This is a genomic window from Rhodococcus koreensis, assembly GCF_017068375.1.
Classification (GTDB): domain Bacteria; phylum Actinomycetota; class Actinomycetes; order Mycobacteriales; family Mycobacteriaceae; genus Rhodococcus_F; species Rhodococcus_F koreensis.
The window spans coordinates 234,144-252,961 of sequence record NZ_CP070609.1 but is presented as its reverse complement, the minus strand read 5'-3'; the positions used below and the strand labels follow the sequence as shown (position 1 = coordinate 252,961).

At 66.6% G+C, this 18,818-nt stretch carries 14 protein-coding genes and 2 pseudogenes; 10 read left to right on the top strand and 6 right to left on the bottom strand.

The genetic code is table 11. The features are described 5' to 3' along the window. Positions 1 to 157: 157 nt before the first annotated feature. Both JWS14_RS01130 and JWS14_RS01125 read left to right on the top strand, forming a co-directional pair. Positions 158 to 622 (top strand): GyrI-like domain-containing protein, encoded by a 465-nt coding sequence (locus tag JWS14_RS01130; RefSeq protein WP_095864166.1) that lies wholly within the window; start codon positions 158 to 160, stop codon positions 620 to 622. A 35-nt stretch (positions 623 to 657) separates the two neighbouring features. Continuing rightward, positions 658 to 1,287, top strand: coding sequence for a YdhR family protein (locus tag JWS14_RS01125; protein WP_241031210.1), 630 nt, complete (start codon positions 658 to 660; stop codon positions 1,285 to 1,287). Between the two features lie 120 nt (positions 1,288 to 1,407). On the opposite strand, the gene otsB is transcribed toward JWS14_RS01125, so the two are convergent. Then, a complete protein-coding gene (gene otsB, locus JWS14_RS01120; protein ID WP_206012295.1) occupies positions 1,408 to 5,337 on the bottom strand; it encodes a trehalose-phosphatase in 3,930 nt (1,309 codons plus the stop codon). Between the two features lie 533 nt (positions 5,338 to 5,870). Here otsB and JWS14_RS01115 point away from each other — a divergent pair. After that, positions 5,871 to 6,451: pseudogene (locus tag JWS14_RS01115) on the top strand (phosphoribosyltransferase); the annotation flags it as partial. Between the two features lie 97 nt (positions 6,452 to 6,548). Here JWS14_RS01115 and JWS14_RS01110 read toward each other — a convergent pair. The 3 genes and pseudogenes from JWS14_RS01110 to JWS14_RS01100 all read right to left on the bottom strand — a co-directional run bounded on the left by JWS14_RS01110 (position 6,549) and on the right by JWS14_RS01100 (position 8,868). Continuing rightward, a pseudogene (locus JWS14_RS01110) lies at positions 6,549 to 7,861 on the bottom strand (MBL fold metallo-hydrolase RNA specificity domain-containing protein). Positions 7,862 to 7,990: 129 nt separating this feature from the next. Further along, entirely contained in the window at positions 7,991 to 8,509 is a 519-nt protein-coding gene (locus tag JWS14_RS01105) for a flavodoxin family protein (RefSeq protein ID WP_072946250.1), read from the bottom strand. A gap of 170 nt (positions 8,510 to 8,679) precedes the next feature. Beyond that, the gene (locus JWS14_RS01100; protein ID WP_143548933.1) at positions 8,680 to 8,868 is read right to left on the bottom strand and encodes a hypothetical protein; all 189 of its coding nucleotides are present in this window, start codon (positions 8,866 to 8,868) and stop codon (positions 8,680 to 8,682) included. A gap of 223 nt (positions 8,869 to 9,091) precedes the next feature. On the opposite strand from JWS14_RS01100, the gene JWS14_RS01095 reads away from it, so the two are divergent. From JWS14_RS01095 to JWS14_RS01080, 4 genes are all read left to right on the top strand, one after another. Further along, positions 9,092 to 9,361: a DUF1918 domain-containing protein gene (locus tag JWS14_RS01095; protein WP_206012294.1), complete on the top strand. Its 270-nt coding sequence runs from the start codon at positions 9,092 to 9,094 to the stop codon at positions 9,359 to 9,361. Positions 9,362 to 9,395: 34 nt separating this feature from the next. After that, positions 9,396 to 10,292 carry a universal stress protein gene (locus JWS14_RS01090; RefSeq protein WP_206012293.1) on the top strand — a complete coding sequence of 299 codons (897 nt, stop codon included), beginning with the start codon at positions 9,396 to 9,398 and terminating at the stop codon, positions 10,290 to 10,292. Between the two features lie 337 nt (positions 10,293 to 10,629). Further along, positions 10,630 to 10,890 carry an SHOCT domain-containing protein gene (locus tag JWS14_RS01085; RefSeq protein ID WP_206015887.1) on the top strand — a complete coding sequence of 87 codons (261 nt, stop codon included), beginning with the start codon at positions 10,630 to 10,632 and terminating at the stop codon, positions 10,888 to 10,890. Between the two features lie 534 nt (positions 10,891 to 11,424). Then, on the top strand, positions 11,425 to 12,816 hold the full coding sequence (locus JWS14_RS01080; RefSeq protein WP_206012292.1) for a wax ester/triacylglycerol synthase domain-containing protein: 1,392 nt from the start codon (positions 11,425 to 11,427) through the stop codon (positions 12,814 to 12,816). Here JWS14_RS01080 and JWS14_RS01075 read toward each other — a convergent pair. Next, entirely contained in the window at positions 12,798 to 13,361 is a 564-nt protein-coding gene (locus JWS14_RS01075; RefSeq protein ID WP_072946254.1) for a CBS domain-containing protein, read from the bottom strand. The genes JWS14_RS01080 and JWS14_RS01075 overlap by 19 nt on opposite strands. A 199-nt stretch (positions 13,362 to 13,560) precedes the next feature. Here JWS14_RS01075 and JWS14_RS01070 point away from each other — a divergent pair, with 199 nt between their 5' ends. Further along, complete coding sequence (locus JWS14_RS01070; protein WP_095864171.1) at positions 13,561 to 14,664, top strand: 3-oxoacyl-ACP synthase III family protein; 1,104 nt, start codon at positions 13,561 to 13,563, stop codon at positions 14,662 to 14,664. Next, positions 14,648 to 15,550 (top strand): beta-ketoacyl-[acyl-carrier-protein] synthase family protein, encoded by a 903-nt coding sequence (locus tag JWS14_RS01065; protein WP_095864172.1) that lies wholly within the window; start codon positions 14,648 to 14,650, stop codon positions 15,548 to 15,550. The genes JWS14_RS01070 and JWS14_RS01065 overlap by 17 nt, the downstream gene beginning before the upstream one ends. A gap of 38 nt (positions 15,551 to 15,588) precedes the next feature. Here JWS14_RS01065 and JWS14_RS01060 read toward each other — a convergent pair whose 3' ends face one another. Then, a complete protein-coding gene (locus JWS14_RS01060) occupies positions 15,589 to 16,275 on the bottom strand; it encodes a hypothetical protein (protein ID WP_241031209.1) in 687 nt (228 codons plus the stop codon). Positions 16,276 to 16,413: 138 nt separating this feature from the next. Here JWS14_RS01060 and ppsA point away from each other — a divergent pair, with 138 nt between their 5' ends. Next, positions 16,414 to 18,753: a phosphoenolpyruvate synthase gene (ppsA, locus tag JWS14_RS01055; RefSeq protein ID WP_206012291.1), complete on the top strand. Its 2,340-nt coding sequence runs from the start codon at positions 16,414 to 16,416 to the stop codon at positions 18,751 to 18,753. The last annotated feature ends 65 nt before the right edge of the window (positions 18,754 to 18,818 follow it).

The following is an 18,818-nucleotide window of genomic DNA, read 5'->3' as shown; positions in this document are numbered from 1 at the left end:
CTCGGGCACATGTTCCCAGCCAGGCACCTCGGCCCAGGCGTGTCGAGCAGCCCGGGCACGGGCGAGGAGGCGGTCACACAGGATTCGATGCCCAAGGACCGGCGACGGGGGACCTTCGGCCCTGCCCGCGCCGACGAAGCAGCGAGATGGTGGAACCATGGGCTACGAAGTCGAACTGGTCGAAGTCGACGCAACCCCGGCGGCCGTGGTCCGGGGCCATGTCGACTGGGACCGCCTCGGCGACTTTCTCGGGCCCGCATTCGGTGAGGTGGTCGCGGTCGCCGACAAACAGGGACGGCGCATCTCCGGGGCCCCGTTCGCGCGGTACCGCGAGTCTGCGGACGGACAGTGCGATATCGAAGCCGGATTCCCCCTCAGTGGCCGCATCACCGCCCGCGGACAGGTCGAACCGACGGCACTGCAGGGCGGCACCGTCGCCACGACAGTCCACGTGGGCGACTACCGAGGAGTGTGCGCCGCCTACGGCGCGGCCGCGCACTGGATCTCCGCCCACGGCTACGCCGTCTCCGGTGACCCCTGGGAGTGCTACCTCGACGGTCCCCGGACTGCGGCACGCCACACGGAAGTGTTCTTCCCCTGCTGCGACCGCAACGAGCGCTGACCGCCGCCGCACAGACCATCCGACGAGGACGAACGATGACAACCCGCGAACCTGCACCGCATTCACTCACCCCGAGCGCCGCGGCCGATACCGAACCTCGACCATTGCCGCTGAGGGTGGCCGCCCCGCGACTCGCCCGCTGCGCCGCACGAACGGCATACCTGATCGCGCGCCGCCGCCTTCACCAACCAACCCGAAACAAGGGCCGGCGGATGACCTTCGCCGACGGCACCACCGGCACCGTCTACCGGGAAACCGTTGCGGACGGTGCCCCTCTCGCCGACCCGGTAGTCCTCGTCGTGTCCTTCCGGCTGCGCGGAGTCCACGGCCGTGGCCACGCCCTCTTCCGGGCGGAAAGCGTGCTCAACACCCCCCTGTTCGCCGGATTCCCCGGCTTCGTCTCCAAGCTGTGGCTGACGGCAGACGAAGACGAGAGATACCGGGGTTTCTATCAGTGGGACGGCGCCCGGGCCGCCGACGACTACGTGAGCGCGCTGTGGTGGCCCCTGGCCCTGGTGAGCCACCGCGCTTCGATCCGATACCGCGTGCTGCCCGGAACACGACGCGACGAGGTCCTCGCAGACTCCGCCGCACCCGACGCGAGCACCGGCCCCACCTGCGGGCCCTGGTGGCGACTGGTCCGAACGGGAAGTCGATCGCGATGACCCCACACGGCGGCGAGCACTTCACGCCCGCGTGATCGAGGTCGAATGAGGCACGAACCTCCACTCCGCCCACACCGCCGGGTCCGTCGAGTGGCTGGAGATGATCGGCGCACCACCCGGCTAGCCCAGGCTGACGGTGCAGCCCGGCCGCAGTTCGACGACCCGGTCACGGCACATGATCTCGATCGGTCGCTGGTTTCCGGCGCCGGCGCTGACCTCGACCTGCCTCCCTCTGACCTCCAACCACAGCTGGTGTCCACGGTACGAGATCGGAAACACCAGCGCGCCCATCGTCTCCGGCCACTGTGGGCCGAGAACCAGTCGATCGCCGCGTGTTTCGAGGCCGGTGAAACACCGCTGAAGTAGATCGATGCTGCCTGCCATGGCAGCCAGGTGAATGCCCTCCGCGGTCGTACCGCCCTGGATGTCCGCGATATCGGAGGCGAGCACCCTCTCGAAGTAGTCCATCGCCTTGTCGCGGTTGGCGCGGGCCAGTACCCACGAGTGCACGACCGCGCTCAAGGTCGAGCCGTGCGAGGTTCGGGCGAGGTAGTAGTCGATGGTCCGCGGGATGGCGTCCGGTTCGAATCGATACGTCAGGAGCCCGAACAGATCCCGCAGTTCGTCGGCGGAGAGGAGGTAGAACAACATCAGCACATCGGCCTGCTTGGAGGCCCGGTACCGGTTGACGTCGTCGCCCTCGGCCTCGAGTATGCGGTCGAGCCGCTGGATGTCGCCGTACCGCTCGCGGTAGCGGTCCCAGTCGAGTTCGGTCAGATCGCCGTAGCCCTCGAATTGGCTGATCACCTGATCGTGGAAGGGAACGAACATGCGGCGGCTGATGTCCGACCACCGGGCAATCTCCTGCGAGTCCAGGTGGAGGCTGTCGACGAGGTCTGCCCGGTTCGGGGCCGGAACGGCATCGAGTGCTTCGATGGCGCGCAGAATCACCCACACCGCCATGACATTGGTGTATGCGTTGTTGTCGACACCGTCGTAGGGTGCGTCGGGATAGCCGGAATGGAATTCGTCCGGTCCGACGACGCCGCGGATGATGTACCGGGACCGCGCTCGATCGTACGATGCCAGGCTGGCGAAGAATCGGGCGATCTCCACCAGCATCTCGGCGCCGAAATCCCCGAGGAACTCCAGGTCACCGGTGACCTGGTAGTACTGCCACACGTTGTACGCGATCGCGATGCCGATGTGGTGTTGGCGCCAGCTGGGGTCGGGCAGCCAGCGCCCGGATCGTGGATTGAGGTGCAGTTGCTGGCTTTCCTCACGCCCGTCGCTGCCCGACTGCCACGGGAACATCGCACCCCGGTACCCGGCGGCGCTCGCCGCGCGGCGGGCCTCGGGGAGGCGACGGTACCGGTAGTGCAGCAGCGACCGGGTCAGTGCGGGAACTCGCAGATTCAAGACGGGGAAGACGAAGAGTTCGTCCCAGAAAATGTGGCCCCGGTACGCCTCGCCGTGCAAACCACGAGCCGGGACACCCACGTCCAGGTCTGCGGTGTTCCGGGAAACCGTCTGCAGCAGGTGCAGTAGGTGGAACCGCACGATCCGCGATGCGTCTTCGTGGCCGGCGAGGTCGATTCCCACCCGGTCCCACAGGTGCTCCCACGCCAGCACGTGACCGTCGAGCAGTTCGTCGAATCTGCCCAACCCAGGCAGCCAGCGGGTAGCTTCGTCGCCGGGGTCGGAGATCGCGTGATCGCGCCCGGTGAACAGGGTCACCGTCTTCTCGATCGTGACTGGGCGCCCCGTCGCGATGTCGACGGTGATGTCGTGTCCGGTTCTTCCGTCGCGGTCGAAGAACCGGTCGTGGCTGTTGCAGGGCTTACCGTCGAACCACACCGTGGTCCGTGCCGCCATCGCCACCGGGATGCGGGAGCGGTTCGTCTGCATGGTCAGTAGGACCGCATCGGGCGGCAGCTCGGCGGCGTGTACTCGTTCGAGGTGGTCGCTGGCGAGGTCTCGATACCTGTCGACGAGGGTGTTCCGCACCGAACCGTCTAGAGCCGAACGGAATTCGACCGTGCCGGACCAGTCTTCGGCCACGATCGTCGTCTGGAGCGCACAGACGTGGGGGAGATGCATTGCGACGAAACGGCGTTGGACGACCGAGGTCGTCCGCCCGTCCCGATCGCGGTACCGCAACCTGCGGGTGAGCACCGACCGGCGGAGGTCGAGATACTGGCGGTAGTCGAGCAATTCGACCGCTTCGAGATCGAACCACGGTCCGCCGTCGATGCGGAACGTCGTCGTCAGCCAGTTCGGCACATTCACCAGGCTTTCGTTCACCAGGGCCGTGCCCGAATGCTCCTCACTCAAACGGTTGTAGACGCCCGCGACGTAGGTGCCCGGATAGTGGCCCGGTCCGGCGGGAGCTTCGGGTGCACAGCCGCGCGTGGCGAAGAATCCGTTACCCACCGTGCAGACAGCCTCGCGAAGTTTTTCGGTCGCGGGGGAGTAGCCGTCGAAGAAGAGGATCCATCCCCCGGCCCGCGATGCGTCCGCGGGGTCTCGGTCGAGCAGATCCGCCAGTCGCTCGAGCAGTTCCCGAACCTGTGTCGGGGCGTTCACCGCGAACTGCGCCGCGGATCGCCGATCTGCGGCCTCCCGGCTCCGGACCACAATGCCCACCCCCTCGGCCGACACCGCGTCGAAAGCGTCCTCATCCGTCAGGTCGTCGCCGATGTAGATCGGCAGCGCCGACCCAGCATCGACGACGTGCTCGAGTATCCATTGCAATGCCCGGCCCTTGTCCCACTCGACGTCGGGGCGCAGTTCGATCACCTTCCGTCCACCGGTGACCCGGAGCGCCACTTCCCCGCCTCCGACGTCGTACACCGCCGCCGCGACCTCGTCGACGTGCTCGGCCGGCACGTTCCGGTAGTGAACCGCGACGGTGAACCGCTTGCGTTCGACGAGCACACCCGGAATGTGCTGCAGACGCTCCACCAGGACCGGGGCCACCCGGTCGAGGACAGGAACGGCGACGAGCGCGCCGGGATTCTCGTACCTCTGGCCCGCGGGCCCGGCGAGTTCGAAGCCGTGGCTGCCCGCGTACCAGATCCCGGACATGCCGACCCGTTCCCGGACATCCGCGAGGTCACGGCCGCTGATCACGGCGACGGGACATTCGGCGGCCAATCGGGACAGTGCGGCTGCCGCTCCGTCGACGACGGCAGCGGCGGCCGGATCGGGCACGATGTCCGCCAGTGTGCCGTCGAAATCGAGAAAGATCGCCGGCCTGCGCACACGCAGGAGCGCGGTGAGCTCGTGACGGGAGGTCATCGCGTCGGGAATCTCGGAGAGCCGGCGATCGCACGCGCGGAGTTCGACCTCGGACGGGTTCCCGACCACCACGTCGGCGCCCCGACTTCGCAACACATCGGTCCGTTCCGACCGGCCGACGGCGACCACCAGAGCGAACCCGGCTCGGCTCGCGTCCGCTACAGAGTCCTCGCAGGCGGTGACCACCACCGCACTCGCGAGCGGTGCACCGAGCTGGGCCGCGGCGTTCCGCGGAGCGGCCTCGTCGACCCCGATCGGAAACAGGTCATCGATTCCCACGGCAGCGAGCACGTCCTTCACATCGCCACCCGCCGAGAACACCGCAGTCCCGACCCCGAGACCCCGCAACCGGCGCACCAGAGCCACAGTCGATTCGACGCACGGCACACCGTCACGCGCGATGCGCGCCCGGAAGTGTTGTCTTACGCGTGCGCACAGTCCTGCAACGGTATGTTCATCCGCCGCCGCGCCGCGCACCCCCCGCGAAAGGGATACGCCCCGGGATGTCAAGAAGTCGGTGATTCCCGCCGCTGTCGTCCGCCCCTCGAAGAACCGGTGGTAGTCGCGGTCGCGGAACGGACCGCGGTCCACACCGCCCTCGCCTGCGCGCCGGGACAGGAAGGCGTCGAGAACGTCAGCGCATGCTGCGGTTCTCGCCGCCTCGGTGTCGACGACCACGTCGAGATCGAAGATGACTGCGCCGTGGTGACGCAGATCGATCAGCGGCCGGGTCACGGTCTCAGCCTCCATCGCACGCGAGCATGTTCGCCTGTTTTCCATTGACACCAGCGTTGGGCACAGCGACCGTCGAACGGGGGTCACGTGGGAAGAACGGGACACCGGTCACGGCGCTTTCCACATCGTGCGGACAGTACCCCTCGATTCGACCCCACCATCGTCTCCTTGCACTAGGGTCCACAGTCCTCGAACACGCCGACCGGCAACCGAGACCCGGAGTGGTGATCCGTGAAACCCGGCAGGACCGTCGCGCTCGTTCTCGGCTGCCTGTGCGCTCCGCCAGGAAAGCGCCGACCGACAGGTACCCGCGTGCACGCATGCCAGAGCGCGGTCCGCGGCGAGGCCATGAGGTCAACCATCAAATCGGACATAGTCGTACCTTCCGAACGCTCGAAGCATCGATGCCAAATCGGTACATAGTCGCAGGTCGGCGCGCGAACCCGAGGACTTCTTCGCGTTACTCCTCCAAATCAGCCTGGCGGCGAGGGTGACACGGCGAACGGTTCCACGTCGGCCTCGACCGGATCCCGTTGGCAGGCCGGACCGCGCTGCTGCAGGCCGCACGCGACGGCGTCCGCGAACCGGCCATCACAGCCCAAGGCATTGATGATCCGCCATTGTGCGACAAGAACATCGAAATCGACACGGGCACGGTCCGGCTTGCAGGACACCTGACCATCCCGGAAGACCCCATCGGGATGGTCGTGTTCGCGCACGGCAGCGGCAGCAGCCGACACAGCCCCCGCAACCGCTACGTCGCCGACATCCTGAACCGAGCCGGACTCGCCACACTCCTGTTCGACCTCCTCTGCGTCGGCGAAGGAGGCGATCGAACCCTGGTGTTCGACATCGACCTCCTCTCGGAGCGACTGGTCGACCCGACCTCGCGGGCGAGTGCCTGAGGAAAGTGCAGACCTGCACCCTGTTGATCGTCGGTTTCCTCGACCTCAATCGCCGGGCACAGGCCGCGATCCCCGGCAACAGCCGCATCGAGATCGTTCCGGGTGCCACGCACCAGTTCGAGGAGCCGGGCACTCTCGAACAGGTCGCGGCCGTGGCTCGCGGCTGGTTCACGACCTATCTGCCGTCCCAGGCAGCCGGGTACGCGGGGCCTCATCCACGCTAGGCGCCGATCTCGGGCATCGCCATCCGGGCCGGGCACGGTCGAGGAGCGTGAGCCGCCGCTCGCTCCGGCAACAACAGGGAGGACAGATCCCGTCGGATCAGACGCGGACCCGTTTCTGCCGAGTGTCGCGGGGTTCGGCGTAATCGTCGAGAACCTTGCGCATGGCCGCGATTGCCCTCCGACGGTTCTCGGAATCCGAGATCCGCGCGAGTTGGTGCTTGAGACCGACCGCAAAATCGGCGTAGTCGTTCTGCCAGTCGCGGCCGACCAATTGAGCCGCATCCGAACGCGCGGTGCCGACCAGCTTCGCCGGGGTGCCGGACTGCAGCTGGTAACTTTCTCCGATCGCCGGGATGATGACGGTAAGCGAAGGATCGTGCTCTGTGACCAGTTCGGCCGGCGCCGCCGCTGCCCCCGGCTCCCCGTGCGTCAGGAACAAGCTGCCCGAGATCGGCTTCCGCTCCGTGATCCACGTCAGAAGTTCGGTCTGGTCGGCATGGGCGGAATAGCTGTCGATCCGCCGGACATGGGCTCGAACATTGAGGTCGGTTCCCGAAATGCGCACGCGCTCTGCGCCTTCGAGCAGCACACGTCCAAGCGATCCTTGTGCCTGGAACCCGACGAACAGGATCGTGGAATCCCGGCGATGCAGATTGTGCTCGAGGTGATGGCGAATGCGTCCGGCCTCGCACATGCCCGAGGCCGCAACGACGATGCCCCCCCGACATGTTGTTGATCCGCATGGAAGCGGAAGCGTCATCTACATAGTGGATCGCGGGATGGTGGAAGACATCCTTGCCGCCGAGATCCTCGAGTTCGGATGCATGTCTGGCGAAGACACTGGTCGCACGGTTGGCTAGTGGTGAGTCGACGGAGACCGGCACGTGGGGGATGCGATTCTGGTCGGCGAGATACGCGATATCGAGTAAGAGTTCCTCGGTGCGCTCGAGTGCGAAGGCGGGGATCACCAGATTGCCGCCGCGGGCGATGGCCGTGTTGATTTCTTCTTCGAACAGGTCGCGTCGCTGGGCGAGGGTGAGTTGCGCCCGCGTTCGGCTGCCGTAGGTCGATTCGCAGACGACGTAGTCCATCCCTGAAGGCCCCTCAGGATCTGCGTGGAACGCCTTTTCGTCGCTCTGCCTCGAACTCTTGGATCCGCCCGGCGTCGGCGAGCATGTATTCCAGGAGGTCGGCGGATTGGTCGGTGCAAAATATCGGTCCCTCGTAGCTCTGTGCCACCAGTTTGGGCAGCAGTCCACAATGATCGATATGGGCGTGGATGAGGACGACGGCGTCAACGGTGTCCGGCGCGAAGGCGAAAGCCCCGCAGTTCAGCGTCGCGAGGCTGCGTGATCCCTGGAACAGTCCGCAGTCCACCAGGATGCGCCGGTCCTCGAACGTAAATTCCATGCACGAGCCGGTTACCGTCTTCGCGGCGCCGTGAGGGTCACGTGATTCGCCATGGGAGCCTCGTCTGAGGCGGCTTGGTTCTGGCCGAAATCGGCGTACGAGCGCGGGCACGCACCAGATGCGGTCGCATCACTGATGCTGCGCGAGCACTCGCCCCCACTGTTCGGCCCGCGCCGCTTCGTTGTCCTCGAGATGCGACTCCTTGTCGACAAGGAAACTCTCCGACTCCGCAACGAGATCGAACCCCAAGTGGCGAAGCTTCTTTCCGATACCTTTCGATGCCCTCCCGGTCAACAAGGCGGGTGCATCCGCACGGGTGTCGAACGCGACTGCCCTGCCATGTGAGGGCGGAAGCGACGAGAGCCATTCTCGAAGACCCTCACTGGTGGCATCGGGCTCGAGCGTCACCGTACTGTCAGGCTTGTGAGCGGTCTCTTCCGCACCGCGGCGCGTCGACTCCCGGCTCATCCCGTGTACGTGCGTCGGGCCGCCGACGATCAACAGGTCGTACGCGGACAGGTCCTCCTCACGTGCCTGCGACACCGGAACAGTTTTCACCGCACCGGTCGTGGCCACTCCACGCGCGATCGCTTCGGCGACGTGACGGGTGTTTCCGAACATCGACTCATAGACGACGAGTGTGCTCATGATCTATTCCTCCTGTAACGAGTGCCCCGTCGGGGCGAGTGGATCGACCACAGGTGCAGTCCTCCGAAGGATTCATCCACGACCGTTTCATCCGCTGTAGCCGCCCCGTGGGGGCGCAAAGATTTGTGACAGTTGGGATTTCGTGTACAGTATCAGATGATAGAGGACAGTCACGACGCGCGTTGATCGTAATCGGCGTCGAACATGACGCGCACCCACCAGTTGGCCAACGGGCTCGGATCGGGCCACCTCACGACGTCCGGTTCGGGCACCGGAACGCATTGCTGCCTGCCTCCGGCATTCGACTGCGGGATTCGCCGGGCCGCAGGCAGTCGGCGTTCTCTGGGTGCTGGCTTCATGTCGACTCCATCCGGGGTGATATTCCTTCTGCCATCGAACCCGCCCGGCCCGGCCCCCGACTAGGGCCGACCGTCACTTTTGGGCCGCCACCGCCCGTCTTCTCCCGGCCGCTTGGGTCTGGACAGGTGCCGAAAGCCTCTTGCCCGCCGCAGCACCCGCCACCGACAATCGAAACCGCTACGCACCAATCGGCCATATGGGTTGTGGCGGACAGAGATCGGAATGCATGCAGAACCGGGGGATTGGCTGGTGGTCAAGGGCACGATCGTCGACACGCCGGACGACGTCGGGCAGATTGTCGAGGTCCGTCAGGCCGACGGCGGGACGCCGTATCGCGTCAGGTGGCTGCGCAACGACCATGAGGCGCTCCTCTTTCCGGGACCCGACGCCCATGTGGTGACGGCCGCCGACAAGCTGAAGGCGGACAGTCACGAGCAGAGCCGCATCGCCGAACTTCAGCAGGCGATCGCCCGACAGCCCCAAGCCCGCTGAGCCTGACACGTGTGCCCAGGAGATGGAGTAGACCATGAGCACTCTCGCGAACCGGCAAGCCATCGTCGTCGGTATCGACGGCTCGGAACGCGCGTTGCGGGCCGCGGTGTGGGCTGCGGCGGTAGCCCAGCGGAAAAACGCGCCTCTGCATCTGGCGCACTCGCTGCCAACCCCCGGATATCACTTCAGCGAGGCGGCACTGCTGTTCCAGGACGAATTCGCTGCGGAGGTAGAACGATCCGCGGACGAGATCCTCGATGGGGTCGCGCACCGAGTGCGGCAGGCCTTCCCGAATATCCGGTTGTCGCGCAGCACCCATCCGGGGCCCGCGGGACAGGCCCTTGTCGCAATGAGCGAACATGCGGAGTTGGTGGTGGCCGGCGCCACCGGTGCCGGCACAATGAAGTCGCTCGTCACCGGCTCGACTGTCATGCGAGTGGTCAACCACGCGCATTGCCCTGTCACGGTCTTCCGGTCGCAGAGCCGATCCCCGGAGCCGGACCACAGCCCCGTCATCGTCGGTGTCGACGGCAGTGAACTCAGCGCCCTGGCCATCGAGTCCGCGGTCGAGTTCGCGACATTGTTCGAGGTCCCGATCCTGGCAGTGCACGCGTGGGGCGCCGGTGACATCGTGGGTCGGCGGGCCGCGGGCGAGAAGGTGAATTGGAAAATCGTGGCGGAGGAACAGGCCGTCCTGGTGGCGGAGAGTCTGGCCGGGTGGCGAGAGAAGTACCCCGACCTCCAGCTGACGACCATCATCGAGGAGCAGAATCCCGCGGAACTTCTCCTCGAATATGCCGCCGATGCCCAACTCGTCGTCGTCGGAAGTCACGGCCATAATCGGTTCGCCGGCTCTCTGATGGGATCGACCAGTCAGAACCTTCTGCATCACGTGATGTGCCCGGTGATGATCTGCCGCACCGACGTCTGAGCGGAGTGCGCTGCCGTATCCCCCATGGGTGCACACACGCGGAGCTTTACAGACGTCGATGTCGTTCCGGCCTACAGGCGGCACGCGCCGGTTCATGCCGCCGACCCAGCATCGGGAACGCGTTAGTCGATGACCCCTCCCGGATCCGGACGCGTACAGAATTCGCAGAGGGCCGAACGGCCGTTCAGCGACGGCGGAGGTCTGCAGGGCGACCAGGGCAGGAGCCGAAAGACTCTGTGCCTGTCGTCGACGGAGCGAGACACTGGAGGCACGGGAGCCGCCGCCCTGCCGATCGAGCCGAAGCGGCCGCCACCGAGGAGTAGGAGGCCTCGCCGTGATGTACGACTACGAACCCGGCTGGGGTTGGGGTTATGCACTGATGTTCGTTGGGATGGCACTGTTCTGGGGATTGCTCGTACTCGGCATCGGCGTACTCGTCCACTACGTCGGCCACACCGCGTCGATGCCGCCGGCACATTCACCATCCGCCCTGCACGGAGCCGAAAAGCTTCTGGCGGAACGCTTCGCACGAGGAGAAATCGACGAGACGGAGTACCGGGAACGCCTCACCACGTTGCGGACACACGGACCGCCATGACCTTGGGCCGCGACGTCGTCGGGGATTGCCGCGTGGAAGGAGGTGACCGCGATGGATGCGATGCAGATGATGCACCAGTTCATGATGTGGCTGCACAGCATGGGCATACTGCCGCCCATGAACATGATGCCGATGTGACATGCGGACCGCGAGTAGATCGGGGAGTCACAACGAATTGACGCCCCGGAGGACGACCATCGGCACGGCGGCGATCATCAGGCCGACGCCTACCAATGTCGTCCGGGCGGCGCAGAGACGACGACCCACGGCCACCGGAGTCTCGGTACCTCGGAATGGATCTGGTACATGGTTGCTCTTTCCCCGGTGGGTACATTCGGACGCCCCTCAGCGTCCGTCGCCGGCGGCAGGCGGGAAAAGAGCATTTCGGCACTGGAGCAGTCACAAACTCCCCGAGATACTGGAGCGTGCAGCGAGGACCGAGGCGAGAAGTGCCCGACCGCATGTGTTTTCCCTCCGAGGCCTGCGGCCGCGGGCAGCGAGGTGATCAGGATGAGAGCGGTACGACACCGATACATGACACAGACGGACTACATGTCGTGGCGGATGGAGCAGGACCCGATCCTGCGCTCGACGATCGTCGCCGTGGCCCTCCTCGATCGGAGCCCCGACTGGTCGCGGTTCATCGACATGATGAGTCGCGGGACTCAACACATTCCGATCTTCCGGCGCAAGGTCGTCACCGACCCGATGAGTCCGGCCCCGCCTCGATGGGTGAACGACCCCGACTTCGACCTCAGCTGGCATCTGCGTCGGTTCACGGTGCCGGCCCCGGGAGGCTGGGCCGCCGTCCTCGACTTCGCCCGGACCGTGGGCATGACAGCCTTCGACAAGGACCGCCCACTGTGGGAATTCACGGTGCTCAGCGGCCTCGACTCGGGGCGGGCCGCCCTCGTCATGAAGGTGCACCATTCCCTGACCGACGGTGTCGGCGGCATGCAAATCGCTCGGGAAATGGTCGATTTCACCCGTGAGGGCACCACCCGTGCAGAGCCCGCCGCGACGGCGCAGCCTCAGGAGGCCGAGTCCTGTCCGCTGACCGGTGGTCTTGCCTGGTACCGGGATACCGCAACCAAGTTTGCGCGACGGGCGTCGACAGCAGTGGCCCGGCACGGCGCGGAGCTGGCACGGCACCCGGGTGAGACGTTGCGCAACACCGCCACCGTCCTGGGATCGATTACGCGCCTCACGCGCCCGGTGGTCACCACTCTCTCCCCGGTGATGACCAAGCGCAGCACTCGACGGCGCTTCGCCGTGCTGGACGTCCCAGTGGAAGCTCTGGGCCGGGCCGCCAGCCTCGGCGGGGGCTCGATCAACGATGCTTTTCTGGCGTCGGTGCTGCGGGGAATGGCACGGTATCACCGTCTCCACGGCGTCGACATCCACGAGCTGCGCCTGACGCTCCCCATCAGTCTCCGGACCGCGGAGGATTCGCTGGGAGGCAATCGCATCACGCTCGCCCGGTTCGGGTTACCCACCGACATCGGTGACCCCGCCGAGCTGATCCGTACCGTCCACGCCACCGTCGACGTCTGGCGCAACGAACCCGCGGTGGCACTGTCGCCCACCATTGCCGGTGCCCTGAATCTGCTTCCGGCATCGACCTTGGGCAACATGCTCAAACATGTCGACTTCGTCGCCTCGAACGTGGTGGGATCGCCGGTGCCACTGTTCATCGCCGGATCGGAAGTCCTCCGGTACTACGCGTTCAGCCCCACCCTGGGATCGGCGTTCAACGTGACGCTGATGTCCTACACGTCGCAATGCTGCGTCGGGATCGACGCCGACACCGACGCCGTTCCCGATCTCGATGCTCTGACCGCATGCCTCGCAGACGGATTCCGGGAAGTGCTCGCACTGTGCCCGGACGCGCAGGACGTCGCGGCGACTCACGTCTGGACGAACTGAACGTCGGCAACGCCGGGCACGGTCTCGGCGAGGGCCTCGACGACCCCGCGTTCCGGGTCGTCGCCGCGTAGCCCCGCGATCGCGACTTCGCCTTCCGTCACCGTGACCGTCCAGCGCGGTGATCCCGCATACACGTCGAGGCGGTGCTGCACTTCGTGCGCGATGTGTGTGTCGTCCATCGTCAGAAGTCCGAGAAGGTCGCGCCGCGTGACGATTCCGATGACGTCGCGGTCGTGGACGATCGGAATGCCACGCAGGCCCGAACGCAGCATCGCGGAAGCGAGACTACTGACGTCGGTGTCCGGAGTCATCGCGATCACCGGACTGGTCATCGTTTCTGCGATATCCGAGCCAGGCCGGGGCAAGGTTCGGAATTTCTCGCGGAGAAGGTCGCCTTCGGAGACGATCCCGACCAGATGGTGCGCCTCGTCGACCACGGGCAGGACTGTATACCCGGATTCTTCGACGATCCGGAGGCATTCGTCGATCGGCGTCGACGCAGTGACGGTGGTGACCGGGCTGCTCATGATGTGCCGCGCATGCATGGCGGGCTCCTTCCCTCGAAATCCAGCCTCACCGTCGGACATGTTCGAAGAAAGGGCCATTGGGCCTCTCCTGGCCTTCACCCACCCCGACGCGCCCCGACCGAGGGGTCGGGAGGCCGGGGCCCGGACAGGGGCCGAAGTGCTCTGGTAGCGGCCCCCGCGCCTGCGAGATGGTGGGTGGACGGAGGAGGCACGTTCGATGGTCAAGCACTGGTTGGTCATGGAGGCCGAGGACGACGGCGACCGGGCGCCGTATCGCAGCCGGGTGGCGGGCGCGGGCCGGCATCTGCCGTCGACGCGGCTCACCACCGACGATTTGATGGCGACGACACGTCACACGACACACATCGACCTGGAACGGTTGACTGGCATCCGCGAGCGCCGGGTCTCGGTGGGCGACGAGGATTCCTACACCCTTGCCACCGCCGCAGCCCAGGACGCGCTCCGCCGGTCCGGGCATACCGCGGCGTCGATCGATGTCGTGATCAGTTGCAGTATCACGAAATTCCGGGGAGGACTGACCCAGTGGCTCGAACCGACGATGAGTGGTGCAGTCGCCCACGCCATCGGTGCCGTCACCGCGATGACCTTCGACCTCGCCAATGCCTGCGCCGGAATGCTCACCGGGGTGACGGTCGCGAACAACTGGATTCGGCAGGGTGTCATCGAACGTGCCCTGATCGTCAGTGGCGAGTACATCTCCCAGCTCGGACAGAATGCCGCGCAGCACATACACAACATCATGAGCAAGGAGCTGGCGTCGTTGACGCTCGGCGACGCGGGTGCCGCGCTCGTTCTGGAACGGGCCCCGGCCGGAGCGGGAGGGATTCGGCTCGCCGGGTTCACGACAGTGGCCGACTACAGCCGACTGTGCACCGCGTATCCGAAGGGCGACGATCCCGGCGCACGCATGTTCACCGATTCGCGAGCCATCCAGAAGGCAGCGATCGCCGACACCCCGTTGTTGCTGCACGAGGTCCTCGAGACCGTCGGCCTGGCGGTTCACGACATCGACCACGTGATCACGCACCAGACCTCCGCACGTGCGATCCGGAAAGGGATGGCCAAGTTGACCGAGTCCTTCGGCGACGCACCCCGCCATGATGCAGTCATCACGGTGGACCGGTACGGGAACACCGCCTCGACAACCCATACCGTGGCGTTGGTCGAGGAGCTCGAGGCCGGTCGTATCCGGCCAGGGGAGACCGTTGCCTTGATCTCGTTGGCATCCGGCCTGGAAATCGGCATCGTCCTGGTACAAGTAGACGAACAATTGGTGGCCGGCTATGGGCACGATCATTGAACGGGTAGACGTCGCGCACGGGGGATGGCGCTCCCGGCACAGCGCGCTCCGCCTTGCGGTGAACGCCGCGACAACTTGCCTCGAACGAGCCGGCCGAAGCCCGGACGATCTCGACCTCCTCGTCAACGCGGGCATCTATCGGGACCGCAATCTCGGCGAACCGGCCCTCGCCGCGATGATTCAGGAAGACATCGGCGCGCATCCGGAGGACCCACACACCGACGCCCACGGAACGTTCTCGTTCGACGTCGCAAACGGCACCTGTGGAGTCCTGACCGGACTGCAGATCGTGGACGGCTTCCTCCGCTCGCGCACCATTCATTACGCGCTCGTCGTCGCCAGCGACGCCGACCCAGGCCACGGGATGAGCGAGGACTTCCCCTTCTCCGCTGCGGGCGGGGCCGTGCTGTGCAGTTGGACGGACAGCCGATACGGCCTGGGCCGTGTCCATTGGGCGAACGCCGACGACGATCTCGGCGGTGCGTTCCGCGCGACCGTCGGGCACCTCGACGACCGGAACGTGCTGCGCGTCGATCGATCCGAATGGATGGATGCGCGCTACGCGGCAGCGGCGGCCTCCGCCGTCACCGCGTGCCTGAACAACGCATCCCTGCAACTGGGGGATGTCGACCGCATCGTGGCGGCACCGGCTCGACCGCAGTTCCGTGCCGAACTCGCGCAGCGACTGGGGCTACGCGAATCGCGCATCACGATCGCCGCGGATCACCGCATGCACACCGCTGCCCTGGTGGCCGGACTGGACGGCGGCAGCCACCACGTGCCGGCGGGAACACGGACGTTGATCGTCGCCGCGGGTGCCGGGGTGACCGCAGGTGCCGCACTCTACGAGGAACCCCCGGCACCCGGGACACCCACCCCGAGCTAGCTCAACGCACCCGCGAGATGACCCGGGAGGTCTCCCGATCAGCTGTGTTCGGGTGCGGGGCCGGCGAGGCGGCGGATCGTCAGCAGCATCTTCCGGCTCATGACGAAGCTGACGGGCTCCATGAGAGTGGGACCGAACGCGAGACGACTGGCGAGGCCGGGACCATAGCTGCCGCGCCCTCTCTCCACCAGCCGGGTCTGATGGTCGCCGACGGGGTCCAGGTAAAATGCCCAGATGGTCGCGTCGGCGGTCTGCGGGTCGTGTCCGTGCAGGACCAGTCCGGAGTTTGCCGAGACCATCGCAACGGTCAACGGGGGAGCCTTCGGGTGCAGCCACACCTCGTCGCCGACAGCCAGGATCTGGTAGTCGGGCAGTACCGTCTCGGTGTTGTGTACCCGACAGCCGATGAGGTTTTCGAGTCCGTCGTAGCTGTAGAATCCGCCCCGCCCCTGCCCGAGTTGGACAATCCAGGGCCACACCTGATCCGGCGGTGCGTCGATCGTGACGGCGTGGGTGTATCCCCAGCGCGCCGCTGGGACCAGTTCGTCTCCGGGGAGCGTGGCCGCGGCCTCCGCGGCGGTGGCGCCCCAGGTGGTCCGCCACCGCCGCAGCGGTTTCGTGAAGGCCACGTGGAAGCCGATGAGGGCGGCGCCGGCGATGGCCTGCCCGATCCTGGCCGCGGCCCGGCGCAGCGCGAGAGCGTGCCCGGTCGGTGTCGTCGTCATAGCCTTCATCCTCGGTTCGGCGCCGGCACGGCACCAGGGTCTTCGGTCGCGGCGCGGGGCCGCCGTCACGGTGACTTTCGACCCTGTGCGGTCGCGGCAGGCGCGGTGTTGTCTGGAGCGAGACGGTGAGGAGATCCCATGAACGCCACCCATGCGGCGGTCGAGCACCGATGGGTACGACCGATCGATCAGGTCCGCTTGCCCGACGCTCCCTCCGTCGGAGGGAAAGCCGCAAATTTGGGCGAGCTGACCCACGCCCGTTTTCCCGTCCCGCCGGGGTTCGTCGTAACCAAGGACGCCTATCTGGACGCGATGGACGGGGCCGGGGTGCGGTCCACCCTCCGCAACCGGGCACTGCCCCCTGCCGGGGCGGATGAGGCCGCGCTCACGGACGCCGCGCAGGAGCTGCGCGGCGTCGTCCTCGGGGTGCCGGTGCCCGATTCCCTGCGCGCCGAGATCGCCGAGGCCTACCGCGAACTCGGCCCGACGGTACGTGTCGCGGTGCGCTCCTCCGCACCAGCTGAGGACGCCGCTGACACGTCATTCGCCGGTATCCACGACAGCTTTACCGATATCGCCGGGCTGGATGCTCTGGTCGAGGCAGTCCGCAAATGCTGGGCGTCGCTGTGGTCCGAGCGAGCGCTCAGCTACCGCAGCGTCCACAGTGTTTCGGAGGAGCCGGCGGCCGCGGTCGTCGTGCAGAGGATGGTCGATTCCGACCGCTCCGGAGTGGCGTTCACCGCCGACCCGCGAACCGGGGCACGTGATCATGTCATCGTCGAGGCCGCGACAGGACTCGGCGAAGTGGTGGTAGGCGGGCAGGTCGAGCCGGACACCTACACAGTCTCCAAGGACGGATTCCGCGTCCTCGATGTGCACATCGGAGCACAGGATTTCGCGATCACAGCCGACGCGGACGGAGAACACAGAACCGAGATCCCCGTCACCGAGCGCGGCATCCGGGTCCTCACCGACACCCAGGCGGAGCGCCTCGCCCTGCTGGCGGTCTCGGTGGAGGAGCATTACCAGGCGCCGCAGGACCTCGAGTTCGCATTCGCCGGCGACAAACTCTGGATAGTTCAGACCCGCCCCATCACGACGCTCGGTGACCGTCCGATCGCCGCTGCTGCACCACCGGCATCGGGAATCGCGTCCGCCGGCAGGGTGCTCACGCAGGGGCTCGGCGCGAGCCCCGGAACGGTATCGGGCCAGGTGCGTGTTCTCCGGTCGGTCGCCGATGCCCACCGACTTCAGGACGGCGACATCCTGGTTGCCCCGATGACACGACCCGACTGGCTGCCCGTATTACGACGCGCCGCGGCGATCGTCACCGACGGGGGCGGCATCACCTGCCACGCCGCGATCGTCGGCCGGGAACTGGGCCGACCCGTGGTCGTCGGAACCAGGGATGCCACCACCACACTCATCGACGGAACCGTCGTCACCGTCGACGGCGACGCGGGCACCATATCCGAAGGCGGCGTAGCGGTGACCGCGCACGCCGTCGATACCCCGCCCGGCATCTCGGCCCCTCCGCGCGGTGGCGGGCACGCCTGGACGGAACCGACAGCGACCGCGGTCTACGTCAATCTCGCAACACCCGACGCCGCCGAATCAGTCGCGGCAAGCGATGTCGATGGGGTCGGGCTCCTGCGCGCAGAGTTCATGATTATGGACGCGCTGCAAGGGACCCACCCGGCCACAGTGCTGGCCGAGGGCCGGCGGGACGACTACGTCGCGAAAATGGCCGCTGGTGTCGAACGTATCGCCGCGGCCTTCGCGCCCCGGCCGGTGATCTACCGCGCGATCGACCTGCGCACCAACGAATTCGCCAATCTCACGGGTGGCGACGTCGAACCCGCGGAGGACAATCCCATGATCGGCTACCGCGGATGCTTCCGGTACGTGCGTGAACCGGAATTGTTCGGGCTGGACCTCGACGTCGTTCACCGCGTACGGGCACGCCATCCGAACGTGCACCTGATGATCCCGTTCGTGCGGACCCGCTGGGAGCTCGAGAGCTGCCTTCGCCATCTCGATGCGCATCCGCTCGGCTCCGATCGCCGGATGCACCGGTGGATCATGGCGGAGGTCCCGTCGGTCGTCTACTGGATCCCCGAGTACGCGGCCCTCGGAATCGACGGAATCTCCATCGGAACCAACGACCTGACCCAACTCGTCCTCGGCGTCGACCGTGACTCCGAGATCTGCCGGGACCTGTTCGACACGATGGATCCGGCGGTGCTCGATGCCATCGACTCGATCATCGAACGGGCGACCCGCGCGGGGCTCACCGCGTCCTTGTGCGGTCAGGCCGTGTCGACGAACCCGGCCCTCGCCGAACACGTGGTCCGGAAGGGGATCACCTCGGTGTCGGTGGCACCGGATGCGGCGGCGGCCACCCGGCGCATGGTGTCCGCCGCCGAACGCCGGATCCTCCTCGATCGTGCACGGTCCGAACACCGTACCGAAGGCTGAACCGGGCGCCCAGCACACGCCGAGTCACCTGATTGCGGCGCGCCTAGTGCGACGAACTCGGTGAC